Source organism: Megasphaera cerevisiae DSM 20462 (assembly GCF_001045675.1).
In the GTDB taxonomy this organism is placed as follows: domain Bacteria; phylum Bacillota; class Negativicutes; order Veillonellales; family Megasphaeraceae; genus Megasphaera; species Megasphaera cerevisiae.
In genome coordinates this window covers 37859-63226 of sequence record NZ_LEKT01000011.1, presented here as the reverse complement: position 1 = coordinate 63226, position 25368 = coordinate 37859, and the positions used below count along the sequence as shown (strand labels likewise).

Genomic DNA, 25368 nt, shown 5'->3' with positions numbered 1-25368 from the left:
TGAGCAATTAAGTGCTTTTGCAATCTGGCGATAAGAGTAACCTTGCTTATGGAGCGCTTTGATTTCGCATCGATCTTCAAATCTTAAGTGTTGTCCTCTTTCGCGAGGTAGGGTATTAATGGTATTATTTAGGTAGTCCATAGTGATTGCCTCCGGTTAATTTTGTGTCGTAACTTAATTTTACCATTGATGCAATCCTATGGATCTTTTTATTTAGTTTTAGTGTTCAATTTCATTCTACAATTTACGGAAAAATTAAAAACCACGGATTTACGGGAACAGTATGGATTACGCGATAAGAGCTGGGGTGAAATGCTGGATTCCAATACGGGGAAAAATGCTGTATATGATTATCTGGGTTCTGTCTATGATGCTGTTGTATCCTATTATAAAGATCAGGGTAAGACAAATGTATCTTTTGTCAATGGTGATGGACAAGCGATGGATAAAACAAGTGCATTACAGTCTCTTTTTGTTGATTTCGTGGGACAAACTTTAGGTAGAAGTGGTACTGATGTGGATAGTTGTCTGAATAGTTTCTTTTATTGGGCTCGAGCAAAATTTGATCCTTTTAATATGGCAGAAATCCCTATCAGCGCTCTGCCCAGTATCATCCAAGTCAAGGGCAATCTCCTGAAACAAGACGTCCTCCCCGCCATCGACCGGGCTGCCTTTGTACAGGTGCGGCAAACGGTAGGCGACAAGCTGGGCCTCCAGGCCTGGTATCTCCGTTCCATGGGCGAAGGCTATCACAAGACGGGCATGGAAGAAATAGCCGGCGGCTGGGGGAATTATGACCAGGAAATGGACATTGCCAATGTCTTCGGCATCGGCGCCCAATACAAGCTCGGCGCGTCGTCTCTGTCCTTCGACTGGGGGATCAACCGCGCTGCTACGGGCCACTATTTCCACGGCGGCCGCGATGCCTACGGACGCTATACCGGCGGCGGCTCGGCGCCGACCTTCTGGGTGGCCCGCGTCGACGTGGGTAAGGCGGATACGGAGCGTCCCGGCAGCTGGAATGCCTTTGCGGACTACAAGTACTTCGAACACGGCTCCTTCTTCGGCGGCAACGGCACGGAGGGGGTACCGGACCGCTACCTCGACGGCATCCGCTCCTTTACCCTGGGAGCCGGCTACGTCCCGGCCAGAAATTTCCTCCTGGAAGCCTTCTATACCTTCGGCGCCAAGAGCACGAGCCAGCGCGACACCCTCTACGGGCCGGAACACTTCACGCTGGGAGATTATACAAGAATCCAGGCAACTTATAAATTCTAACCCTAACAAGGTCTATATAAGCAAGATTTCTGCTGTGTCATGATAAAACAGACACTATGCGCTGCGGTACTGGATATGCATAATAAAAGATAAAGTAGCGCGTCATGCTCCTTTTACCTTGACAGGGTCTTCAAAAAAATTTACAATAAAAAGAGCCGGTTTCATATACTGGCATACATTTTGCATAATTGTAGGTTTTTTGAACATGATGTAAACAACACATACTCATATAAAAAAAGCCGGACGGATTGTTCGGCTTTTTTGGGTGAAAAGGAGGTGAAATCAGTACATGTTAGCTATTATAGCTGCAGCAGTCGCTTGTGGAATTATTGGTATTGGGACGGGATATTTTTACCGAAAGCAAATCGCAGAGGGTAAAATAGGACAGGCCGAGGTAGAGGCAGAGCGCATTATTTCGCTGGCCCATCAAAACGCGGAGGCTCGTAAAAAGGAACTCGTTCTGGAAGGCAAGGAAGAAGTACACAAGCTGCGCAGTGATGCCGAACGGGAACATAAAGAACGACGCGGTGAGTTACAGCGTTTGGAACGGCGTCTGCTGCAGAAAGAAGAACATTTGGACAAAAAGTCCGATTCCATGGAAAAGAAAGAAGAATCGCTGCAGCGTAAGGAAGATGAAGTAACGCTGATACAGGAAAAGATCGAAGCGCTCCATGGACAGGAAATGGCCGAATTGGAGCGTATTTCCGGCTTGACCTATGAAGATGCGAAGGAGCTTTTACTGAACAATATTCAGGTAGAGGTAAAGCATGAAACGGCGCAGATGATCAAAAATCTGGAAGAAGAAGCCAAAGAGGAAGCTGAGGGAAAAGCACGGGAAATTATTTCCACAGCCATTCAGCGGTGCGCTGCCGATCACGTTGCTGAAACGACTGTTTCTGTCGTTTCCCTTCCTAATGATGAAATGAAAGGGCGTATTATCGGACGAGAAGGGCGGAATATCCGGGCGATCGAAACTCTTACGGGCGTCGATCTGATTATTGACGATACGCCGGAAGCTGTTATTTTGTCCTGCTTTGATCCTATCCGCCGCGAAATTGCCCGCATTGCTCTGGAAAAGCTGATTACCGACGGACGTATCCATCCGGCCCGTATTGAAGAAATGGTCGAAAAGGCCCGGAAAGAGGTCAATCAGAAAATTCGGGAGGCTGGAGAACAGGCCACGTATGAAACAGGGGTTCACGGCCTGCATCCCGAACTGATAAAGATTTTGGGTCGTTTGCGGTATCGCACGAGCTACGGACAGAATGTACTGCGTCACTCGATTGAAGTTTCACAGCTGGCCGGTGTTATGGCGGCTGAATTAGGCGTGGATGAAACCCTTGCCAAGCGTGCCGGGCTGATTCATGATATTGGGAAAGCCCTGGATCATGAATTGGAAGGTACTCATGTTACTATCGGTACAGAGGTCGCCAAAAAGTATGGCGAATCCAAGTTGATTGTCAATTGTATTGCCGCCCACCATGGGGATGAAGAACCGCGCAGTATTGAGGCGGTCCTCGTGTCGGCCGCGGATGCCGTATCGGCAGCCCGCCCGGGTGCAAGAAGAGAAACGTTGGAAAATTATCTGAAACGGCTGACGAAGCTGGAAGAAATTGCCGAATCTTTTGACGGCGTCGAAGATTGTTTTGCAATACAGGCCGGACGCGAAATCCGCGTCATGGTGAAGCCTGAAAAACTGGATGAATCCGATTGCGTTCTCCTCGTTCATGATATTGTCAAACGAATCGAGGCCGAACTGGAATATCCGGGTCAGATCAAAGTTGTCATCATTCGTGAAACACGAATGATAGATTATGCAAAATAAGGATGAATACAAGTCCCTTGCCTGATTCAGGCAGGGGATTTTTTTGCAGGTTTATAAAAAAAATGAAAAAATAGCTTGCCAAAACAGGGCTGACGTGATAGAATAGTTTTTGTTCGGGGCGCTGAGCGCTTCGGGTATATGAGATGGCCTCGTGGTGTAGCGGTTTAACATGTCGCCCTGTCACGGCGAAGATCGTCGGTTCAAATCCGATCGAGGTCGCCATATTTTTTGCTCAGGTAGCTCAGTCGGTAGAGCAGGGGACTGAAAATCCCCGTGTCGGCGGTTCAATTCCGTCCCTGAGCACCAATATATACGCGGAAGTAGCTCAGTGGTAGAGCACCACCTTGCCAAGGTGGGGGTCGCGAGTTCGAGCCTCGTTTTCCGCTCCATAGTATGGCGGCATAGCCAAGCGGTAAGGCAGAGGTCTGCAAAACCTTCATCCCCAGTTCGATTCTGGGTGCCGCCTCCATATTTTTTTTCGTCATGCCGAGGTGGCGGAACTGGCAGACGCAACGGACTTAAAATCCGTCGGATAGAAATATCCGTACCGGTTCGATTCCGGTCCCCGGCACCATACTAAAAACACATTGCTGTGAGCACGCTGTTGGCCGTAGCCGACTGCAGCCCTTGCAAATGACTAAAAGGTTTGGATGAAAATCCAAACCTTTTTTGTAATTTCCTATAATTTATCATATAATAAGAATGGCGATTTCTATGGAAGAATATAAATATAAGGTATCAGACTTTGAAGGACCGCTGGATTTACTGCTGTATCTGATCGAAAAAAACAAAGTCGATATTTATAACATCCCTATTGTCGAAATTACAGATCAGTTTAATGAGTATGTCAATCGAATTGATGTGTTTGACGTTAATTATGCCAGTAAGTTTTTTGTCATGGCAGCGACGCTGCTCCAGCTGAAGTCGCGGCTTCTTTTACCCAAGCCGCCCAAGGAGCATCCTGATGAAGAGGAAGATCCGCAGGAAGCCCTGGTGAGACAGCTGGTGGAGTACAAACGCATGAAGGAAATTTCCGAAATGATGGGTACCTTGTGGGAAAAACGAAGCCGTATGCTGAGCCGGGCCGGTACGCCTATGGCATACGAGCCGCAATTTACGGGTACCATTGCGACGGATGCGCTGTATCAGGCGTTTCGGCAGGCTTGTCGGGTACTGGAAACGCAGAAAGTGCCGGAAATCCATATCAGACATGAAATTTACAGTGTTGACGAATGTATGCAGCGGGTGGCTTATTTGCTTCGCCAGTCACCGGGCGCAACGGCAGTGACCGATGTTTTCCGAACCTGCCGTTCCAAAGTGGAACTGGTTGTCACGTTTTTGGCTGTGTTGGAAATGCTGAAAATGGGCCGGTGCCATACGCTGTCAGATGGAGAGGATGGGAATGCGGTTGCCTTACGATACACACCAAATTGAGAAGCATGAACCGACGGCGCTGCTGGAAGCCCTGCTTTTTCTCAGCGGCCAGCCCATGAAGACGGCTGATATATGCGCCCATACGGGATGGAGCCGCAGCGAGACCGAAAATACGGCATGCACGCTGGAGAAGCTGCTGGCAGATCAGCGGCGCGGTCTCGCCTTGATTCGGGTTGCCGGCGGCTATCAGCTTGTTACCCGTCCGGATCTTTGCAATGCGGTTTCGTGGGTGCGGGCGAGCGATACGGCAGAGCTGTCCCCAGTAGGATTGGAGGTACTGGCTATTGTAGCTTTTAAACAGCCGGTTACACGGGCCGATATAGAAAAACTGCGCGGCGTATCATCCGAACGGGTGCTGGCGACCTTGGTTCAACAGGGACTGGTTGTCGAGCTGGGCCGTAAGGATAGCCCGGGACGTCCTATCTTGTATGGTACGTCAGCGTACTTTCTGGAATGTATAGGAATGGATTCCCTGTCGGATTTGGCAGGGCATGTGCCTGTCGCTGTATCGGAAGATATTCCGTCAGAGGCAGCAGAAAAAATAGAGGCAGATACGGAGCCAACGGAGGATATAGAAATACATGGAACGGTTACAGAAACTGATGAGTAATTGCGGCGTCGCATCGCGCCGCGCATCGGAACAGATGATACTGGATGGACGTGTCAGAGTAAATGGCGCCGTCATCAGGGAATTAGGGACGAAGGTCGATCCAGATAAGGATAGTATTATCGTCGATGGGAAGAGACTGGAAGTACAGCCTAAGCATTATTATTTATTCAACAAGCCCAAGGGCGTGATTACGACATCCAGCGATGATCAGGGGCGCGCAACGGTTATGGATTACTTTAAAAAGGAAACAGACCGGATTTATGCCGTAGGACGATTGGATCAGAATACGGAGGGCTTGCTGATCATGACAAATGACGGCGAGCTGGCCAATATATTGATGCATCCAAGTTGTCTGGTCGATAAGACCTATGAGGCAAAAGTAAAAGGTCATATTGTCAATTCTGTTCTGCAGAAGCTGGCTGACGGCGTCGAATTAGCTGATGGCATAACCGCGCCGGCCGATGTGTGTTATAACGGCTATGACAATCAGACGGGCCTGACCAGTGTGGAAATTACAATTCATGAAGGCCGCAACCGTCAGGTGCGCCGTATGCTTGAGTTTTTTGGACATCAGGTGCACAGCCTGCGCCGTGTGCAATATGCTTTTCTGACGCTGAGCGGCGTCAAGCGCGGTGCGTACCGCAGCCTGACCCGGGAAGAAGTGGCAGAATTATACAAATACAAATAGAAACAGGAGTTTTTATGAACGAAGTGATCGTCATCGGTGCCGGTGCTGCCGGTATCCTGGCTGCTCTGACAGCCGCCTCACAGGGGGCTGCTGTCAGATTGTTTGAAAAAAATGATATAGTAGGCAAAAAAATGGGTATTACCGGCAAGGGCCGTTGTAATTTGACCAATACGTGCAGCATGACGGAGTTTATCGCTCATACGCCGGGACATGGCAAGTTTTTGTACAGCGCCTATGAACAGTTTACAAACCGGGATTTGCTGGATCAGCTGAATAGCTGGGGACTAGCTACGAAGGAAGAACGGGGCGGACGTGTGTTTCCGCAGTCGGATAGTGCCGTGGAGGTACGCAAGTTTCTGTATTATAAGCTGCGGGATTTAGGTGTTAGAATCCATCTGCAGGACTCTGTTCGAGCGGTTTATGTCAGGGAAGACGGACGTATGGCTGTCTGCACCGCATCGGGGACCTATGAAGGCGATGCCTGCATTATTACGACAGGCGGCATGTCCTATCCCGTTACCGGCTCGACGGGCGACGGATACGGCTTTGCCAGCAGTCTGGGGCATACGGTAACGGAATTGAAACCGTCTTTGATTCCTTTTGTGACGGCAGAAATATGGCCGCATACGCTGTCAGGAATGTCACTGCGTAATGTGGAAGGATCGCTGTGGAAGCAAGGAAAAAAACAGGCGGCGTATTTCGGCGAAATGCTGTTTACCCATTTCGGTGTATCCGGTCCCATTATTCTCATGCTGAGCAGCGATGCCGCACATAAGAAAAAATGTGTCTTTCCTATGCAGCTGCGCATTAACCTGAAACCGGCATTGTCGGCGGCCACGCTGGATCAGCGGATACAGCGGGATTTTCAAAAATACATCCGCAAGGAAACGGAAAATGCGATGAAGGATCTGCTGCCGCAGCGGCTGATCCCCGTCGTATTGGAGCAAGCCGGTATTGACGGACATGTACCGGCCAATCAGATTACGAAACTGCAGCGGCAGGATTTAGCCGGTACGATGCAGGCTCTTTGCCTTACCGTCACCGGGACGCGTCCGCTGGAGGAAGCTATTGTAACGGCCGGCGGCGTCCATGTCAAGGAAATAGATCCTAAAACGATGGAATCCAAACGAGTACCTAATCTGTATTTTGCCGGTGAGGTTATTGATATTGATGCGTTTACCGGCGGATATAATCTGCAGGCGGCTTTTTCTACCGGCTATGTGGCCGGTAAGGCCGCGGCGGTAAAGGAGAGGGAATCATGCGAAAAATAACCGTAGCTATAGATGGGCCGGCCGGTGCCGGCAAAAGCAGTGCCGCCAAGATGGCTGCGGCCCGGCTTCGGTATCTGTACATTGATACCGGGGCGATGTATCGGGCGGTCACGTGGGCAGTTTTGACGGAGCGCATTGATATTGACGATGCAGCTGCCGTCAAAAGGCTGACGGATGCCCTGCAAATACGGCTAGAACCGGGACCGCATTTGTGCCGGGTCTATGTCGGCGAGACGGAGGTTACTGAAACGATTCGCACGCCGTACGTATCTTCTCATGTATCTTCTGTCGCAGCACTTGCAGTCGTACGGGAAAAACTGGTACAATTGCAGAGGGAAATGGCGGCGTCCGGCGGCGTTATTTTAGACGGCCGGGATATAGGCACTGTTGTTTTACCCCAGGCGGATCTTAAAATTTATCTGACGGCATCTGTGGCATCCCGGGCCCGGCGGCGCTTTTTGGAAATGCATGCCAGCGGCAGTACGGAAACGCTGGAAGCAGTACAACGCAGTATTGCCGCCCGTGATGATATGGATTCCCATCGTGAGCTCTCGCCGCTGAGAAGGGCGGAGGATGCAATTCTCATTGATAATAGCGAGTTGAATCTGGATGAAACTGCCGATGTCATTACAGATTTGATCAGGGCCAGAGAACGATGAGCAATGTTTGGTATAATCTCATTCGCCGGATATTCAATTTCGTGACCTATACACTCATCGGCATGAAGGTCTATGGAGAAGAAAATATTCCGGAAAAAGGTCCGTTTATTATTGTATGCAATCATGCAAGCTATTTTGACCCGCCTCTTCTTGGCACGGCAGTGCGGCATCATGTGATCAGCTTTATGGCTAAAGAGGAATTGTTCCGTAATCCTGTTATGGCATGGTTTCTGCGGTATGTACACACCTTTCCGGTACACCGGGGGCGTATTGACCGCAGGGCCGTTATGGAATCATTTCGCGTCCTGAAAAAAGGCGGTGTTCTGGGAATTTTTCCTGAAGGAACAAGTAAAAATCAGGGCATATTGGGGCCGTTTCATGATGGTTTTGCCGGTATTGCCATGAAGGCTGGCGTGCCTGTTCTTCCGGCAGCCGTTATCAATTCACGGCCTTTGCCAAAAAAGACCGGCGAAGTGTGCGTAGTCTTTGGCAAGCCCGTGTTTCCGCCGGCAGAGGTGCCGGCAGGCAAGGATGCGGCCAGGCAATGGACCGGACAAGTGAGAGATATCGTGCTTGCCATGATTCGGCAGTATGGAGGAACTCAAGGATGAAGGTACATATTGCGGAAGCCTGCGGTTTTTGCTACGGTGTCCGGCGGGCAGTGGAAATGGCTTCACAGGCCGAGGCGGGTACGTATACGCTGGGACCTATTATTCATAATCCACAGGTGGTGGAACGGCTGTCCCGGCAGGGAGTGGCTCCGGTGCAGTCTCTTGACGAGGTGTCTGATGGTGCAAAAATTCTCATTCGGTCTCACGGCGTAGGCCCGGCGATCTATGAGGAGGCGGTCCGAAAGGGCCTGGAGGTGACGGATGCGACGTGTCCCCACGTCAAAAAAGCACAGCAAGATGCCGGAAAAATTGTCAAAGAGGGAAAAAAACTTGTAATAATTGGCGAAAAATCCCATCCTGAAGTAATTAGTATTTCACAATGGGGGGTAAATCGTGCTATTATAATAGATAAGGAATTTGAAGCAGAACAAATTTCGTTCTGCGATTCTATGGGAGTCGTTGTGCAAACGACGTTTTCCCAAGAGCAATTCAAGCGTATCCTTGCAGTCCTGCAGACGAAAACGAATCATCTTGATGTACATATGACTATATGTACGGCGACACGTCTGCGGCAGAATGCAGCAGTGAGCCTGTCCGGCAGAGTGGATGCCATGATCGTTGTTGGCGGCAGAAATAGTGCTAACACGGGCAGGCTGGCACAGGTATGCAGAGAACAGGGTTGCCCCACATATCATGTTGAAACAGCGGCTGAACTCAGGCCGGAATGGTTCCATGGTATGAAAAATATAGGCATTACAGCCGGTGCTTCCACACCGGATTGGATAATACAGGAGGTTGTTAAGATTATGGAAAATTTGCAAGCAGAAGGCACAGAAGTAATGAGTGAAGAATTGTTGGAGAAGTATGACTATGAAGAAAATCCAAAGAAAGGTGACGTGGTCAAAGGCACGGTTATTTCTGTGAACGATGATGCTGCCTATGTTTCCATCGGCACGAAAGCAGAAGCCATTCTGCCGAAAAAGGAAATGGCTGTACCGGCTCCGGAAAAAGCAGGCGACTTTGTTAAAGTCGGTGATGAATTGACAGTGGAAATTGCCAATAACATCAAAGAAGAAGGCGCTATTGTCGTTTCCCTTGTCAAGATGAAGAAGGTCGAAGATTGGAAAGATGTCAGAGACGCTTTTGAAAACGGCGGACTTATTGAATGTGTTGGCAAAGAAACAAATAAAGCCGGCCTCGTCGTTTCGATCAAATCCCTGCGCGGCTTCATCCCCCTTTCACAGGGCGATGTAAAATTTGTTAAGTCGCTGGATTATCTTGTAGGTCAGACCTTTAAGGTCAAGGTAATCGATATTGATGAACATAAAAACCGCTTGGTCCTGTCCCGCAAAGCCGTTCTTGAAGCAGAACGGGAAGAACAGCGGGCAGCTGCACTGGAACAGATTGAAGAAGGTGCTGTATTGGAAGGCACAGTCGTCAAAATCATGCCTTACGGCGCATTTATTGATTTGGGCGGGGTAGAAGGCCTGCTTCACATTTCCGATATTTCATGGAAGCGCATCAGCTCCGTTGATGCTATCCTCAAGGTCGGGCAGAAGCTGCAGGTACTGGTGCAGAAATTTGATAAAGAACGGGATCGCATTTCTCTTTCCTTAAAAGCACTGCAGAAAAATCCCTGGATCGCGGCTATTGAAAAGTTTGAAATCGGTGATGTTGTTAAGGGTGAAGTCAAAAAGCTTCTTCCGTTTGGGGCTATTCTTTCTATTGATCCGGAATTACAAGGGCTTCTCCATGTTTCCGAATTGACTGACAAACGCGGCGCTGCTGTAAAAGATCTGGTCAATATCGGCGACATTATGGATGTCAAGATTATCGGCATCGATACGGATAAAAAGAAAATATCTCTGAGTGTCCTGGCTATTCAGAAAGATGAAGAAGAAAAGGAAGTTCGCAATTATTTGGAAAGTTCCAATCAGGATGAAGATGCGGCTACCATTGGGGATGCTGTAGAAGAAGATAAATAATTTTCCGAAAAGGGGGATAGCCGGCGTGTACCGGTTATCCTTTTTTCGTCTATTGTGAAAGGTCAGGAATATATGTATAAACCATTAGTCGCCGTCGTAGGAAGACCTAACGTCGGCAAATCGACATTGTTCAACGCCATCGTCAAAAAACGCATCTCCATTGTGGAGGATATCCCAGGTGTAACCAGAGATCGTATTTATTTTGATGCGGAATGGCTGGGGCAGGAATTTACTATGATTGATACGGGCGGTATCGAATTTGTCGATTCGGACAACCATATTTTTAGCAGTATGCGCTATCAGGCGGAGCTGGCTATTCGTGAAGCCGACGTTATTTTATATGTCGTTGACGGTAAAATGGGTATCCAGCCGCAGGATCAGGAGATTGCCAATCTCCTTCGTTCATGCGGGAAGCCCGTTTTGCTTGTTGTCAATAAAATTGACAATGTGGAACAGGAAATGAATATGTATGAATTTTATGGATTGGGGCTGGGAGATCCTATCGGCGTTTCGGCAGTCAATCTCATGAATCTGGGCGATCTTTTGGATGAGGTTTTGAAATATATCAAGAAGGTGCCGCTGCAGGAAGAGGATGACGATACGATCCATATTGCTCTTGTGGGACGGCCGAATGTAGGAAAATCCTCCCTGACGAACGCACTGCTTGGACAGGAACGGGTTATTGTCAGCAATGTTCCCGGTACGACGCGGGATTCTATTGATACGCATTGGAACTACGAAGGCTCGGAGTTTGTCCTTATTGATACGGCGGGCATGCGGCGTAAGGCAAAGATTGATCTTCCTGTAGAACGGTACAGTGTGGTTCGGGCACTGCGGGCGGTAGACCGGTCTGATGTTGCCGTCTTGCTTATTGATGGGACGGAGGGCGTGACCGAGCAGGATAAGAAAATTGCCGGCTATGTGCATGAGGCTGGCAAGGGATGCATCATTGTTGTCAATAAATGGGATCTTGTCACCAAGGATAGTAAAACGAGTCAGAAATATGAAGAGGATATTCGCAGGGAACTGGCTTTTCTCCAATATGCACCCATTTTGTTTGCTTCCGCGCTGACCAAGCAGCGTGTCAATCGATTGGCTGATATGGTCAAATTTGTTTCAGAACAGCAGCATATGCGAGTTTCTACCAGTGTGCTCAACGAACTGATTGAGGATGCGCAGCTGACTAATCCGCCGCCGGCTAAAAGCGGCAAGCTTTTGAAAATTTATTATATGACACAGGCTTCGGTCCAGCCGCCGACATTTATTTTATTTGTCAATGAACCGCAGCTTATGCATTTTTCGTATCTGCGCTTTTTAGAAAATAAACTGCGGGAAACCTTTGGCTTTGAAGGGACGCCTATCCGGTTGATCCTGCGTGGCAAAAGGGAGAGTGAGGATGTATGATGATTGGGCTGCTATGCCTTTTTGCGGCCTATGCCGCAGGTTCTTTTCCCAGTGGGCTGGTTATCGGCAAGCTGGTTTATCATACCGATCCGCGTCAGTATGGCAGTCATAATACGGGCGCAACGAATGCGTATAGAGTGTTTGGTGCAGCCGGAGGGTTGGCCGTTCTGATACTGGATATCTGCAAAGGGCTGTTCGGCGTGTATATGGGGCAGGTTGGCGGGGCCCTGTGGCTTCCGGAATATCAGATATACATGATGATTGCCGGTGGTCTGCTGGCAATCATAGGACATTCGTGCTCTGTTTTTTTGCAATTTAAGGGTGGCAAGGGAGTAGCTACCGGTCTGGGCGTGATCCTTTTTCTGGCGCCATGGGAAACACTTATTGTTTTTGCCATATGGTGCGTTATTGTAGGGATTACGCGCATCGTGTCCTTGGGTTCTATTGTTGCGGCGGCATTGGTTCCGGTGACGATGTATTGCTTCGGTGAGCCTTTGCCAGTCACTGTGTTTGGATTTTTGGCGGCGCTTCTGGTGGTCGTGAGACATAAAGATAATATAGTTCGTCTTTTGCAGGGCCGGGAACTCAAGGTGGAACGGATCAAGAAACCGTAAGCGTCTTTGTCTTTGCGTGTATTTTATAATTTTGTATTTGATATGTAAAAAAAAACGTGTATAATTAATTATGTACGAGCAGGTGATCATGTGAGAATCATATCCGGCAGTGCGAAGGGAAGAACGTTGAAATCGCCGAAGGGCATGCTGACGCGTCCGACATTGGATAGAACCAGAGAAAGCCTTTTTAATATATTGGCAGGTTGTACCTGGGAAGGAGCAGCTGTACTGGATATCTTTGCCGGTACGGGCGCGCTGGGACTGGAGGCGTTGAGCCGCGGTGCGGCGTCCTGCGTATTTGTTGATCATCATACGCCGCGGCTTATCCGGCAGAATGCGGAGTTGTGCAGTTTTGGCAGCAGGTATGAAGTGTATGGCATGGAGTCCGGACGGGCTCTTGCCAGGTTGAAGGGCCGGACCTTTCAATACATTTTTGCCGACCCGCCGTATAATAAAAATTTGGTGAACGATACAATTGTTTTAATATGTCAATATGGTTTGCTGTCTTCTGGTGGTCTGATCCTCATGGAACACAGTAGGAATGAAGAAATACCTGACAATCCATTGTATGAGATCATCAGAGAAAAATCCTATGGGAAGGATACGCGTATTACCTTTATACGCAGTCATCAGGAAGGAGTTTAATGGTGCGAATCGGAATCTGTCCCGGCAGTTTTGATCCTGTAACAAACGGACATATTGATATATTTGAACGAGGCAGCAAGCTGGTTGACAAACTCATTATCGCTGTGTTTGAAAATCCGTCGAAAAAACCGCTGTTTACTATGGAGGAACGGGAAATGATGCTGCGGGAGACAACGAGGCACATTTCCAATATTGAAGTTGTCAGCTTTAACGGGCTGCTTAATCAATATGCTGTTGAACATGGTGCAACTATTATCATACGGGGCTTGCGGGCCCTCAGCGATTTTGAATATGAATTTCAGCGTGCTTTACTCATGAAAAAGGTAGAACCGGATATTGAAACGGTCTTTATTATGACCAATACGCAGTATTCCTATATCAGTTCTACCGGGATCCGTGAATTGGCTTGTTTTGGCGGCAAATTAGATAATTTAGTGCCGGATTACGTAGAAGCGAAATTAAAAAATAAGTTCAAAGATAAATATAAGGCATAGGAGTGGAGTACAATGAATTCAGATAAATTATTAGAAGATTTGGAAAGCTTGGTAATGAATGCATCAAAGATGCCTTTTACAAACAAAAAGATGATTGAAGAGGAAGAACTTCTCCAGATCATTGATGATTTGAAGGAATCTATGCCAAGTGAGCTGGAACAGTCAAAAAAAGTATTGGCGGAAAGAGATAAGATTATTTCGGATGCGCAGCATCATGCGGACAGCATGGTGGCGCAGGCTAAGGATTATATTGCAAAGCTGACGGAAGAAAGCGAGCTGGTGCGCCAGGCGCAGGAACATGCCAATCAGATCATTCAGAATGCAAATCAGTCTTCAGAGGAATTGAAAAGCAGTTCTATTACGTATGCCGGCGATGTTCTCAAATATGTAGAAACTACGTTGGACAAGACCTTGTCCAGTATCAAGCAAAACCGGGACAGCCTCCTTCAGTCCAACCACCAGGATAAGAACAAGAAATAAAAGGCCGCATCAGGCTATGTTGAATACGTGCAATATCCGGAGGGGTATTGCACGTATTTAAGTTAGATACAGAAAAAGGAGAACGTATGGATGAAATTACCTCTCGGGAGAATCAATGGATTAAGCTGGCTTGCTCACTGAAACAAAAAAAAGGCCGCCTGCTCCAGCAACGGATATTTGTTGAAGGAATGCGTGTTGTCAGCGATGCCGCCGATAATGAAATATACGATGCCTTGTGTTTTATTTCACCGCGGGGACAGCAGCATGAACGCTTTCCCGCTTTGTATGAAAAAGGCCTGTCTCTGGGATGGACCTTTTATGCCGTGACAGACAGCGTGTATGATAAGCTGAAGGATACGAAATCGCCGCAGGGGATTGCTGCCGTGCTGCCTTTTTTTTCACAGACATTAGTTTCTCTGCCAGTCCTTGCGCCGCAAAAGCCGGTTGTATATCTGCAGGCGGTCCAGGATCCGGGGAATGCCGGAACGGTACTTCGCACGGCTGCGGCAGCGGGTGCGGCGGCTGTTTTCTTTGGCGAGGACAGCGTCGATGTATATAATGATAAAACAATACGCAGCGCTATGGGGGCTATCTTCAAGGTTCCTATCGTACAGAATGTAACTGAAAGAGAAGTATTGGATTTTTGCCATGCTTCCGGCCGCAGGCTTGCCGGAACGGCACCGCAGGGAACTGTTGTGTATGCGGCGTCTGATTACACGTGTCCGGTCGTTTTGGCTTTCGGAAATGAGGGGAATGGTCTGAGTGCCGGATTTCTTGATATGTGTGATGATATTCTTACGATTCCCATGCACAGGAATACGGAATCATTAAATCTATCTATGTCTGTAGGTATTGTATTATACAAAGCATGGGAAATAAATGGATTTAAGGAGTAAACAGGGATGAATGAAATTTCAACGATTTTGCAGCAATATAAAGAGGGTGGACTGTCTTTGCAGGAGGCTGAGACTGCTTTGAAACATGAAGCGGCCCAGCATGAGACAGGTCGCATTATGGATTTGGGTTTTGCTCAGATCGATTTAGAACGGAAGGAACGGTGCGGCTTTCCGGAGGTCGTATATTGTGCCGGCAAGACAGTGGGACAATCTGTCCGGATTTTGAGCGCCCTTATGAACAAATATACGAATGTTATTGGTACGAGAGCCTCCCGGGAGGTCTATGAAAAACTGGCTCCCGATTTTCCTGCCGTACAGTATGATGACTTGTCGCGTATGGTTTATCAGTTTACCGATAAGACACCCATCAACGGCGATCGGATTATTGCTGTTATTACAGCCGGGACCAGTGATATTCCTATTGCTGAGGAGGCTGCCCTGACAGCTGAAATCATGGGAAATAAGGTACAGCGAATTTACGATGTCGGGGTGGCCGGCCTGCACCGGCTTCTGGCTCATTGTGAGGAAATCCGGAAGGCTAATGTCAATATTGTCGTAGCCGGCATGGAGGGTGCTTTGGCCAGCGTGGTTGGCGGACTTGTGGATAAGCCGGTGATTGCGGTTCCGACTAGTATCGGCTACGGGGCCAATTTTCATGGCTTGTCAGCACTGCTGGCAATGCTGAACAGTTGTGCTTCTGGTGTCTCCGTTGTCAATATTGATAACGGCTTCGGCGCAGGCCGCATGGCAGGGATTATCAACGGGATGAGGTGAGATCATGGATGTGCTGTGGCAGGTAGAAACCAATATCGATGATATGAATCCTCAGAATATGGAATATGTGTTTTCCCGCATTCTGGAGGCGCATGCAAATGATGTGTGGGCCGTTCCTGTGATGATGAAAAAGGGACGCATGGCGTCGATGCTGTGTGTATTGTGTACGGAGGAAAGGCTGGATACGATTCTGGAGATTGTTTTTTCCGAGACAACGTCCGTCGGTGCCCGGTATTTTCCTGTACAGCGTGCGATCTGTGACAGAGAGATCAAAACTGTTCTTGTCGATGGAGCGGAGCTGCACTGCAAAATATGTTCGTATAAAGGATGCATAACGAATATTTCAGCTGAATACGATGATTGCCGTGCAGCAGCCGTACGAACGGGAAAACCAATCAAGGAATGGCAGAGAAAAGTAAAAGAAGAGGCATATGCGCAATATGGATATACAATTAGCAAACAGGATTGAGCAGTTTAAAAAAGAACTGTCTGCACATCAGGTACACTGTTCACGGGAAAAGGACATTAATTACGGACATCAGATTGTCTGCATGGTGTCAGGTGAGGAAGCGACAGTCAATTTTTATCACGGTAAAAAAGGCATATCTGTCGTCGTGCAGGGAAAGGACAGTCCGCTGAAGCTGCTGATACGCAGGCTCGCGTCAGGGGAGACGATGCCGGAAGCCGGGTCTGCGTCAGGAATTGCGGTACCCCTGGCAGGAGGTATTCGGCCGGCTGATGTGCAGCGGTGGATCGGCTGTGATGAATCGGGCAAGGGAGACGTCTTTGGCCCGTTAGTTGGAGCGGCTTGTTTGATTACGTCTGAAGAAGAAAAAAAACTGCAGCGCATGGGGGTGTGTGACAGCAAATTATTGACGGATAAGACTATTGCGCGCTTGGCACCGGCTATTTCTGATATGCTGGGAAGTCGCTGTGTTATCCGGGTTCTTATGCCGAAAGAATATAATATACAATATGAAATGCTGCGGGCAGATCATAAAAATTTAAACCATTTATTAGGAAATCTGCATGCCGGTAATATCCATGTACTATTGTCAAAATACGAATGTCCATGTATAATAGTCGATAAGTTCGGTAAGGATGAGTATGTTCTGTCGGGGCTTCGTGCTGAGGCCGCATCTCATCAGATTATACAGGTGCCCAGGGGAGAACGGGATGCGGCGGTAGCAGCCGCGTCTATTCTTGCCAGACAGGCGTTTGTCGATGCTATGGCTGCATTGTCTGATCACTATGGCATGACGTTTCCCAAGGGGGCTTTTTTGCGGATTGAGGAGACGATTCGGACATTTCGGGATGCCTATGGCGACAGCAGGCTTGCGGATGTAGGCAAGCTTAATTTTAAAACCTTTGATTTTTTGCGGTGATATTAGTATGAACAGAATTATTATTAATGCCGATGATTTCGGCATACATACGGACGTAAATCATGCCGTCACAGAAGCCTGCCGTCATGGTGTATTGACCAGTACTTCGCTGTTGGCGTCGGGACCGGCTTTTGACGAAGCCGTACAATTGGCCCGGCAATGTCCAGAGCTTGGTATTGGTATTCACTTATGCCTTGTCGGCAGCCTGCCGCCGGTTCTTTCGCCGCAGGAGGTGCCGTCTCTTACTGGGGCGGATGGTCTGTTTCCAGAAAGCTATGCGGCATTTATAAAAAAATCCTGCACAGGGCAGATTGATTATGGGCAGGTATACCGTGAACTCGATGCTCAGATGGAAAAAATTATGTCTCTGGGCTTGCATATTACGCATGTAGACAGTCATCAGCATCTTCATGTGCTGCCGCCGGTTTGGGCGATTGTACAGGCTCTCATGAAGAAATATGAACTGCATCGCCTGCGTATTCCCCGTGAGCTCTGTTCCTTTAAGGTTATGACGGCCAATCCGGTACGGGTCATGGGACGGGACGGTTTGACCTGCTTGGCACGCCGGGCGATGAAGGATGTGCGGCGTTTGAATTTTACGACAACGGATTATTTTTGGGGCATGGTCGACGGCGGACATATGACAAAAACTAATTTGGCGTATATTATCAAAAAAATGCCCTTTGGCATACATGAAATTATGGTGCATCCCGGAATCAGTACGGGCGTCCTTTCACAGCATTTTTCATGGGGGTATCATTGGGAAGATGAATTTCATGCTCTCATGTCTCCGGATATACGCCGGCTTATAGAGCAGAAAAAGACGGAGCTGGTTCATTATGGAGCTTTGCCGTAAGAAATCGTAATACAAGGAGTGATACGACTTGAATATATTAATAACAGGCGGAGCTGGATTTATTGGATCCCATTTGACCGATGTGCTTATTCAGGAGGGGCATTGTGTTACCGTTGTGGATAATCTAAGCACCGGCAGCAGCCATAATCTGAATCCGCAGGCTGTATTTTATAATATAGATATTCGCGACAGGGAAAATATGGATCGTGTATTTGCCAGCGGGCAGTTTCAAATCGTTTTTCATGAAGCGGCGCAAACTATGGTGCCTTACTCGATTGAACATCCTATGGAGGATGCTGACCTGAATATTATGGGACTCCTGCATGTTTTGGAGCTATGCTGTCAGTATAATGTGAAAAAAATTATTTTTTCATCATCGGCGGCTGTATATGGGGATAATCCACATGTCCCAATCCGGGAGGGGGAACCGCTGCGGCCTGAATCCTTTTACGGTTTGACAAAGGTGACGGCTGAACGGTATATACAGCTTTATCACGATATTTTTGGATTATCCTATGCTATTCTGCGATATTCGAATGTGTATGGTGAACGGCAGGGGAGTCATGGTGAAGGCGGTGTGGTCTACATCTTTTCCAAGGCGCTGGCTAAAGGACATGAACTGGCCGTGTTTGGTGACGGCAATCAATCGCGTGATTTTATTTATGTAAAAGATGTTGCCCTGGCTAATGTGGCGGCTATGAAGGCAGCAGCGCCTGGTATTTATAACATCAGCACGAAGATTGAAACGACGGTCAATGCTTTAAAGGAGATATTGTGTTATTTTTCTCAGTCGGGTGTATCCGTTTCGTACGAAGCGGCGCGTCCTGGCGATATATATCGCTCGGCCCTGGATAACAGCAAGGCAGAAGAAGTGCTGCATTGGCGTCCTGCTACGAAACTGCTGCCCGGATTAATGTCTACATATACCTATTTTGCAGGGGAGGAATTGCATTGAAAGAAGACAGCAGCCGCAAATATTATTTAGTTCGTGAGGACATCCTGCCTGAGGCGATCAAAAAAACGATCCGTGTAAAGGAAATTCTCAAACTTCATCAGACGAAAACAATCAATGAAGCCGTACACATGATGGATTTGAGCCGCAGTGCCTATTATAAATACAAGGATTATGTGTTTCCTTTTTACGATGTTACGCAAGGGAAAATCGTGACGATTGCCGTCATGATTTTTGACAAGCCGGGAGAATTGTCCCAAGTGTTAAATACGGTTGCTGTCAGCAACGGCAGTATTTTGACGATTAATCAGGGCATACCTCTCCAGGGAATGGCGGATGTGAGTATATCTATAGAAACCAAAGGAATGAAAATTCCGGTGGAAGAGCTGATAAAAAAATTGGAAAAACTGTCCGGCGTCAGTAAGGTGGAAATTATCGGACAGGCATAATTATAAAGGGGGAACGGTCATGAGAAATGTTTCGATTGCGTTATTGGGCTGCGGCACTGTTGGAAAAGGGGTCATCGATTTACTGGCGATGAACGGGCCGCTTATTGAGGAACAGCTGAAAACCAAAATTACGATCAAATGGGTTCTTATCCGGGACTTGCAGAAATATGAAAGTATGGATTTGCCTGAACCTATTATGCTCACGACCAATTTCGATGATATCATCAATGATGATGATGTTGAAATCGTCGTAGAAGTAATGGGCAGCGCCGATTTTGCCAAGGAATGCATTGAAGAATGCTTCAAGCGAAAAAAAAGTGTTGTCAGCGCCAATAAAGATTTGATTGCAGATTATGGGATTCCGCTGCTCAAGCTGTCTCAGGAGCATAATGCAGACTTCCAGTTCGAAGCCAGCGTAGCCGGCGGCATTCCCATCGTGCGGCCTATGTATTCTTCTCTCAACAGTAATATTATCGAAGAAATTATTGGCATTATGAATGGCACGACCAATTATATTTTGTCTAACATGACCGAAAAGGGCATGTCTTATGAAGACGCCTTGGAAGAGGCAAAGGAAAAAGGCTATGCAGAAGCAGATCCGACCAATGATGTGAGCGGCTATGATGCGGCCCGTAAAATTGCTATTCTGGCGACCTTGGGTTTTCATTCGGCAGTTACCTTCAATGATGTTACTGTAGAAGGTATTGAAAATATTACCCAGGAGGATATTCGTCATGCTACTGAAATGGGCTATGTCATTAAACTGCTGGCCATTGCCCGTCAGGATGATGATGGTATTTCTCTCAATGTTCATCCCAGCTTTATCCGCAAAGGACATCCTTTGGCAAATGTCGGCGGGGCTTATAATGCTGTTTTTGTCCGGGGCAACTGTGTCGGCGATGTCATGATGTACGGACAGGGAGCGGGCTCGCTTCCCACGGCCAGTGCTGTCGTTAGCGATGTGATGAACGTCATTCTTCATTTTAATATCAATATTACTGGGCAGCGGGAATTCGTATGGCATGAAGTTAAGCTGAAAAATCAAAGCAGTATCTGTGCGCCGTATTATCTGCGCATGGTCGTCAACAATGCGCCTGGTGTATTGGCAGGCATTTCCCGTGTTCTTGCGGATTATAATATCAGTATTCGTTCTCTGCTGCAAAAGGATGAAACTACGGAAATCGCAGAAATCGTTATCCTCATTGACAGTTCATCTGACGGGCTGGTCAAGGAATCTCTGCAAAAAATCGAATCTCTGTCTTGTGTTCGTAAAGTTGCGAATGCGATTCGCGTAATCGAGGTGTAAAAGATGACAACACAGCTGCACGTACAAATCCCGGCCACGTCAGCCAATCTGGGGTCTGGATTTGATGCCGTAGGTATTGCTCTGGCATTCTATAACGACATGTATTTTACGGAAGAACCAGACCGGCAGGAAATTGTCATTACATTAGAGGGACTGGGGCAGGACTCTATTCCCACTTGTTTCGATGACAATCTCGTTGGCCAGGCGATGAAGGCCGTAGCCGTTAAAAATCGTCAGTTCCTTCCCAAGGGCGGTACGCTGCGTCTTGTGAACCGTATTCCGCCCAGCCGCGGTCTCGGCAGCAGCTCGGCGGCTCTTATTGGCGGTATTATTCTGGGAAATGCCTTGACTGGTTCTAAAATGACGAAAGAGGATATGTTGTCGCTGGCAACCGTTATGGAGGGGCATCCCGATAACGTGGCGCCGGCGCTGTACGGTGGCCTGGCTGTATCTATTATGGTAGATGGCCGGACGATGACCAACTCTATTCCTATCGAGGAAGATCTGTCCTTTGTCACAGTCAGTCCGCAGATAGAAGTATCGACGGAAAAAGCCCGTCAGGCCCTTCCGAAAACGATAGAATATCAAAGTGCTGTATTTAATGTAAGCCGGGTCAGTTTTCTCATATCGTCATTATTTACAAAACAATATGACCGGCTTCAATACGGGCTGCAGGATCGTCTTCACGTTCCATATCGTATCCGGCTTATTCCGGGCGGCTCGGATGTGCTGCAGGCAGCTGTCAATGCAGGGGCTCTTGGCGCTACGATCAGCGGGTCCGGATCGACGCTGATTGCTTTTGCGGCAGGGCAGGAGGATCATATCATGCATGCTATGATCCATGCCTTCAGTGCCCATGGTGTTGAAGCAGAAGGGCATATTCTCAAATGCAGCAATGAAGGAGCCAGGATTATTCCATGATACAAGATATCGGACCACATACCTATCATAATGAATATCGGCCTGTTTTCTTGACGGATCGGGGAATACTGCTGTCCTATGACGGACGCAGCGTTCTTGTTAAAACGGAGGGCGGACACCTGATATTTCCGCGCCTTTCCGACTTTCCGGACCAGGCAGGTAAGGCATTCCGCTGGCTGTTCCGGGAGGATGAGGAACAGTACTTCTGGGCGGAGCAGCCGCTGCCGGAAGGGCACGGCTTTTCCTATGTGCCTATTAATTTTCTGCGCGCTGCTGAACCTCGCTTTCAGGCTTTTGCCGGTGTAGCCGGATTATCTCTGGCAGGCTGGTACATGAATCACCGTTTTTGCGGGCAATGCGGACGACCTATGGAGCATAGCCGTACGGAACGAATGGTATACTGTGATCACTGTCATACCATGATGTATCCGCGTATCTGTCCGGCCGTTATCGTAGCTGTGCGCAACGGCAGCCGCCTTCTTATTTCCAAGTATGCCGGCCGTGAATATAAACGGGCGGCTCTTATTGCCGGTTTTGCTGAAATCGGGGAGATGATTGAAGATACTGTACATCGTGAAGTGATGGAGGAAGTCGGAGTCAAAGTGAAAAATCTGCAGTTTTATAAAAGCCAGCCATGGTGTTTTACCGATACGCTGCTGTTCGGCTTTTTTTGCGATTTGGACGGTGATGACACGCTGCACGTAGATCACGATGAATTGGCTGTGGCTCGCTGGGTTGAACGGGAGGAATTGCCTGATGATCCAGAAAAGGCAAGCCTGACGATGGAAATGATGACGTTGTTTAAAACGGGAATTTTATAGTTCTGAAACTATATTTGGCAGTGTCCGTGGTTGACAAGTACTGCTAAAATTGTTAGAATGATTACCAATACAAAGGCAAAGAGCGGAAGAAGCTGCAAAAGTCCTGGCACAGAGAGATGTCCGAATGGTGAAAGGATGTCCGAAGGGGAGTGCGGCATGTCACCCGTGAGCCGGCAGGAGGCAAGGCCTGCCCGGAAGCACCGTTATCTGCATGACAAAGTGGTCGCAGTATTGCTGCGGCAAATTAGGTGGTACCGCGGAAGATGTAGCGTTCTTTCGTCCTAAGGGAAATGCCCTTGGGATGAGGGAACGCTTTTTTTATTGGCAGGAGGAATTTGTATGAAATGGAATAAGCAAAGCTTGTCAGGATATGCTCCGAATGATATTGAAATGAAATGGTATGATTTTTGGGAAAGAAATGGATATTTTCATCAGGAACCTGATCCTTCACGAAAACCGTTCAGCATCGTCATGCCGCCGCCAAACGTGACAGGGCAGCTGCACATGGGACATGCGCTGGATAATACGCTGCAGGATATTCTTGTGCGATTCAAGCGAATGGAAGGCTATAATGTTGCATGGATTCCCGGAACAGATCATGCCGGTATTGCCACACAGGTAAAAGTAGAACAGCAGCTTGCCAAGGAAGAAGGCAAGACGCGCTATGACATTGGCCGTGAAGAATTTCTCAAGCATGTATGGGCCTGGAAGGAACAATATGGCAGCCGGATTGAAAAGCAAGTTCGCCGTCTGGGTTCATCCTGTGATTGGAGCCGTAAGCGTTTTACTATGGATGATGTCTGTGCCAGAGCGGTCCGAGAAGTTTTTGTATCTCTATACGAACAGGGCCTTATTTATCAAGGCCAGCGCATTACCAACTGGTGCCCTCACTGCCATACCGCGCTGAGTGATATCGAAGTTGATCATTCTGATGTACAGGGGCATTTGTGGTATGTTACATACCCCATTATTGGGGAAGATGATTATATTATGATTGCCACGACCCGTCCGGAAACGATTATGGGCGATACGGCAGTAGCGGTTAATCCGAATGACGAACGCTTTAAAAAATATATCGGCAAGAAAGTCGTCATTCCGCTGGTAAATAGAGAGGCAAAAATCATTGCTGATGATTACGTCGATCCGGAATTCGGTACAGGCGCAGTGAAAATCACACCGGCCCACGACCCGAATGACTTTGAAATGGGCCAGCGCCATCAACTGGAATCTATCATGATCATGAATCTCGATGGGACGATGAACGAAAGTGCCGGGACTAACTATGAAGGCATGACTCGTGAAGAATGCCGCAAGGCTGTTGTTGCAGATTTGCAAGAGCTGGGACTGCTGGATCATGTAGAAGAATTGGAGCATGCTGTCGGCCATTGCTCACGGTGTAAAACGACGATCGAACCGTTTTCGACCAAGCAATGGTTCGTTAAAATGGAACCGCTTACCAAGGCTGCATTGAAGGCTGTTGCCGACGGCGAAACCAAATTTGTTCCTGACCGCTTTGCCAAAACGTATAATCATTGGCTGGAAGACGTGCACGATTGGTGCATTTCCCGGCAGCTTTGGTGGGGTCACCAGATACCGGCATGGTACTGCGATGATTGCGGCGAAACCTCTGTCAGCCGGACCGATCTGACGGAATGCCCCCATTGCCACAGCAAGCATATCCATCAGGATCCGGATGTACTGGATACATGGTTCAGCTCGGCACTTTGGCCTTTTTCAACGATGGGTTGGCCCGATGAAACCGCTGACCTTAAACGGTTTTTCCCGACGAGCGTGCTGGTGACAGGATATGACATCATTTTCTTCTGGGTAGCCCGTATGATGTTTATGACCTGCGAATTTATGAAGGATATTCCTTTTGAACATGTATTTATTCATGGCCTGGTTCGTGACAGCCAGGGTCGCAAGATGAGTAAATCCCTGGGCAATGGCATTGATCCGCTGGGCGTCTGCGAAGAATATGGTGCCGATGCGCTGCGTTTTACGCTGGTTACAGGAAACACCCCGGGTAACGACATGCGCTTCTATATGGAACGAGTCGAAGCGAATCGCAACTTTGCAAACAAGATATGGAATGCGTCAAAGTTTGTTATCATGAACCTTACGGATTATGATGCATCCTTCGTACCGCAGGATACGAATCTGACCCTGGCTGACCGCTGGATTTTAGCCTCTTTCAATGATACCGTCCGCAAGGTTACGTCAGATATTGATACATTTGAATTAGGAGATGCGGCCGATGCCGTATATAACTTTATCTGGAATTCCTACTGCGACTGGTATATCGAATTGGCAAAGCAGCGCCTGTACAAGTCGGATGATGAACAAAGCAAGCGGACGGCTCAGTATGTTCTTGTATATGTACTGACTCATACGCTGGAAATGCTTCACCCGTTTATGCCTTTTGTTACGGAACATTTGTGGCAGCATTTGCCGCATGAGGGGGAAACGATTATGGTGGCCCCCTGGCCGCAGGCGCAGCTGCAATGGGATTTTGTCAGTGATGCGGCGACGATGAACACGATGATGGAAGCCATCAAAGGAATCCGCAATATGCGTGCCGAATCAAACGTGCCCATGGGAAAAAAGGCGCCGGTTACGATGGTGCCCGCTGATGATCGCATGGCCAGTGTGCTGCGGACCTATGAGGCCTATTTCCATACGCTGGCCTTTGCCGACAAGGTTACGCTTCTCACGCCGGCAGATTCTAAGCCGGAAAATGCGGTTGTAGCCGTCGTACCGGGCATTGAAATATACCTGCAGCTCAAGGATTTGATTGATGTGGAAAAAGAAACAGCCCGGGTCCAAAAGGAACAGGCTAAATTGGAAGCGGAAATTGACCGTCTCAACAAAAAATTATCCAATCCGGGATTTTTGGCTAAGGCGCCTGATGCGGTTGTAGCTAAGGAAAAGGAAAAATTAGCCGGGTATACGGAAAAAATGACGTCGCTTACCAAACGTATGGAAGACTTGGCAGCACTGTAAAGAGGAA

At 48.1% G+C, this 25368-nt stretch carries 27 protein-coding genes and 5 tRNA genes; 31 read left to right on the top strand and 1 reads right to left on the bottom strand.

From position 1 onward, the window contains the following. A partial coding sequence (locus tag AB840_RS18245; protein WP_152669410.1) for a helix-turn-helix domain-containing protein occupies positions 1–141 on the bottom strand: 141 nt, incomplete at its 3' end. 171 nt (positions 142–312) lie between these two features. Between AB840_RS18245 and AB840_RS05190 the strand changes: the two genes are divergently transcribed. The 31 genes from AB840_RS05190 (at position 313) to AB840_RS05045 (ending at position 25361) form a co-directional block, all read left to right on the top strand. Then, positions 313–1278, top strand: coding sequence for a hypothetical protein (locus AB840_RS05190; RefSeq protein ID WP_048513770.1), 966 nt, complete (start codon positions 313–315; stop codon positions 1276–1278). A gap of 289 nt (positions 1279–1567) precedes the next feature. Continuing rightward, the gene (gene rny / locus AB840_RS05185) at positions 1568–3103 is read left to right on the top strand and encodes a ribonuclease Y (protein WP_048513769.1); all 1536 of its coding nucleotides are present in this window, start codon (positions 1568–1570) and stop codon (positions 3101–3103) included. Between the two features lie 145 nt (positions 3104–3248). Then, positions 3249–3325, top strand: a tRNA-Asp gene (locus AB840_RS05180). A gap of 8 nt (positions 3326–3333) precedes the next feature. Continuing rightward, positions 3334–3409, top strand: a tRNA-Phe gene (locus AB840_RS05175). 8 nt (positions 3410–3417) lie between these two features. Continuing rightward, positions 3418–3492: transfer RNA gene (locus AB840_RS05170), tRNA-Gly, on the top strand. A gap of 6 nt (positions 3493–3498) precedes the next feature. Then, a tRNA-Cys gene (locus tag AB840_RS05165) sits at positions 3499–3572 on the top strand. 16 nt (positions 3573–3588) lie between these two features. Continuing rightward, positions 3589–3677, top strand: a tRNA-Leu gene (locus AB840_RS05160). A 140-nt stretch (positions 3678–3817) separates the two neighbouring features. After that, entirely contained in the window at positions 3818–4537 is a 720-nt protein-coding gene (locus AB840_RS05155; protein ID WP_048513768.1) for a segregation and condensation protein A, read from the top strand. Then, complete coding sequence (gene scpB / locus AB840_RS05150; protein ID WP_234984879.1) at positions 4506–5147, top strand: SMC-Scp complex subunit ScpB; 642 nt, start codon at positions 4506–4508, stop codon at positions 5145–5147. The genes AB840_RS05155 and scpB overlap by 32 nt, the downstream gene beginning before the upstream one ends. Next, entirely contained in the window at positions 5119–5835 is a 717-nt protein-coding gene (locus AB840_RS05145) for a pseudouridine synthase (protein ID WP_072061760.1), read from the top strand. The genes scpB and AB840_RS05145 overlap by 29 nt, the downstream gene beginning before the upstream one ends. Positions 5836–5849: 14 nt before the next feature. Beyond that, complete coding sequence (locus AB840_RS05140; RefSeq protein WP_048513767.1) at positions 5850–7106, top strand: BaiN/RdsA family NAD(P)/FAD-dependent oxidoreductase; 1257 nt, start codon at positions 5850–5852, stop codon at positions 7104–7106. After that, entirely contained in the window at positions 7094–7765 is a 672-nt protein-coding gene (gene cmk / locus AB840_RS05135; RefSeq protein ID WP_048513766.1) for a (d)CMP kinase, read from the top strand. Before AB840_RS05140 ends, cmk begins: the two co-directional genes overlap by 13 nt. After that, complete coding sequence (locus AB840_RS05130) at positions 7762–8376, top strand: lysophospholipid acyltransferase family protein (RefSeq protein WP_048513765.1); 615 nt, start codon at positions 7762–7764, stop codon at positions 8374–8376. The genes cmk and AB840_RS05130 overlap by 4 nt, the downstream gene beginning before the upstream one ends. After that, positions 8373–10361 (top strand): bifunctional 4-hydroxy-3-methylbut-2-enyl diphosphate reductase/30S ribosomal protein S1, encoded by a 1989-nt coding sequence (locus AB840_RS05125; RefSeq protein WP_048513764.1) that lies wholly within the window; start codon positions 8373–8375, stop codon positions 10359–10361. Before AB840_RS05130 ends, AB840_RS05125 begins: the two co-directional genes overlap by 4 nt. Before the next feature lie 72 nt (positions 10362–10433). Then, positions 10434–11765: a ribosome biogenesis GTPase Der gene (der, locus tag AB840_RS05120; protein WP_048513763.1), complete on the top strand. Its 1332-nt coding sequence runs from the start codon at positions 10434–10436 to the stop codon at positions 11763–11765. Further along, entirely contained in the window at positions 11762–12379 is a 618-nt protein-coding gene (gene plsY / locus AB840_RS05115; protein WP_048513762.1) for a glycerol-3-phosphate 1-O-acyltransferase PlsY, read from the top strand. Before der ends, plsY begins: the two co-directional genes overlap by 4 nt. A gap of 90 nt (positions 12380–12469) precedes the next feature. Continuing rightward, entirely contained in the window at positions 12470–13024 is a 555-nt protein-coding gene (rsmD, locus tag AB840_RS05110; protein WP_048513761.1) for a 16S rRNA (guanine(966)-N(2))-methyltransferase RsmD, read from the top strand. A 2-nt stretch (positions 13025–13026) separates the two neighbouring features. Further along, positions 13027–13518, top strand: coding sequence for a pantetheine-phosphate adenylyltransferase (gene coaD / locus AB840_RS05105; RefSeq protein WP_048513775.1), 492 nt, complete (start codon positions 13027–13029; stop codon positions 13516–13518). Positions 13519–13530: 12 nt separating this feature from the next. Beyond that, complete coding sequence (locus tag AB840_RS05100) at positions 13531–13998, top strand: ATP synthase subunit B family protein (protein WP_048513760.1); 468 nt, start codon at positions 13531–13533, stop codon at positions 13996–13998. Positions 13999–14084: 86 nt separating this feature from the next. Beyond that, entirely contained in the window at positions 14085–14894 is an 810-nt protein-coding gene (locus AB840_RS05095; protein WP_048513774.1) for a TrmH family RNA methyltransferase, read from the top strand. Positions 14895–14900: 6 nt separating this feature from the next. After that, positions 14901–15668, top strand: a complete 768-nt coding sequence (gene larB / locus AB840_RS05090; protein WP_048513759.1) for a nickel pincer cofactor biosynthesis protein LarB — start codon at positions 14901–14903, stop codon at positions 15666–15668. Positions 15669–15672: 4 nt separating this feature from the next. Further along, the gene (gene larC2, locus AB840_RS05085; protein WP_048513758.1) at positions 15673–16137 is read left to right on the top strand and encodes a nickel pincer cofactor biosynthesis protein LarC2; all 465 of its coding nucleotides are present in this window, start codon (positions 15673–15675) and stop codon (positions 16135–16137) included. Further along, positions 16109–17053 (top strand): ribonuclease HIII, encoded by a 945-nt coding sequence (locus AB840_RS05080; RefSeq protein ID WP_053078140.1) that lies wholly within the window; start codon positions 16109–16111, stop codon positions 17051–17053. The genes larC2 and AB840_RS05080 overlap by 29 nt, the downstream gene beginning before the upstream one ends. Positions 17054–17060: 7 nt before the next feature. Next, on the top strand, positions 17061–17909 hold the full coding sequence (locus AB840_RS05075) for a ChbG/HpnK family deacetylase (protein WP_048513772.1): 849 nt from the start codon (positions 17061–17063) through the stop codon (positions 17907–17909). Between the two features lie 28 nt (positions 17910–17937). Next, on the top strand, positions 17938–18864 hold the full coding sequence (locus AB840_RS05070) for an NAD-dependent epimerase/dehydratase family protein (protein ID WP_048513757.1): 927 nt from the start codon (positions 17938–17940) through the stop codon (positions 18862–18864). After that, positions 18861–19310, top strand: a complete 450-nt coding sequence (locus AB840_RS05065; protein WP_048513756.1) for an ACT domain-containing protein — start codon at positions 18861–18863, stop codon at positions 19308–19310. The genes AB840_RS05070 and AB840_RS05065 overlap by 4 nt, the downstream gene beginning before the upstream one ends. 19 nt (positions 19311–19329) lie before the next feature. Next, positions 19330–20616, top strand: coding sequence for a homoserine dehydrogenase (locus AB840_RS05060; RefSeq protein WP_048513755.1), 1287 nt, complete (start codon positions 19330–19332; stop codon positions 20614–20616). A 3-nt stretch (positions 20617–20619) separates the two neighbouring features. Next, positions 20620–21537: a homoserine kinase gene (gene thrB / locus AB840_RS05055; protein WP_048513754.1), complete on the top strand. Its 918-nt coding sequence runs from the start codon at positions 20620–20622 to the stop codon at positions 21535–21537. Next, the gene (gene nudC, locus AB840_RS05050; RefSeq protein WP_048513753.1) at positions 21534–22358 is read left to right on the top strand and encodes an NAD(+) diphosphatase; all 825 of its coding nucleotides are present in this window, start codon (positions 21534–21536) and stop codon (positions 22356–22358) included. Before thrB ends, nudC begins: the two co-directional genes overlap by 4 nt. A 211-nt stretch (positions 22359–22569) precedes the next feature. Beyond that, positions 22570–22701 (top strand): hypothetical protein, encoded by a 132-nt coding sequence (locus AB840_RS18070; protein ID WP_268776075.1) that lies wholly within the window; start codon positions 22570–22572, stop codon positions 22699–22701. Further along, the gene (locus AB840_RS05045) at positions 22698–25361 is read left to right on the top strand and encodes a valine--tRNA ligase (RefSeq protein WP_048513752.1); all 2664 of its coding nucleotides are present in this window, start codon (positions 22698–22700) and stop codon (positions 25359–25361) included. The genes AB840_RS18070 and AB840_RS05045 overlap by 4 nt, the downstream gene beginning before the upstream one ends. Positions 25362–25368 lie beyond the last annotated feature (7 nt).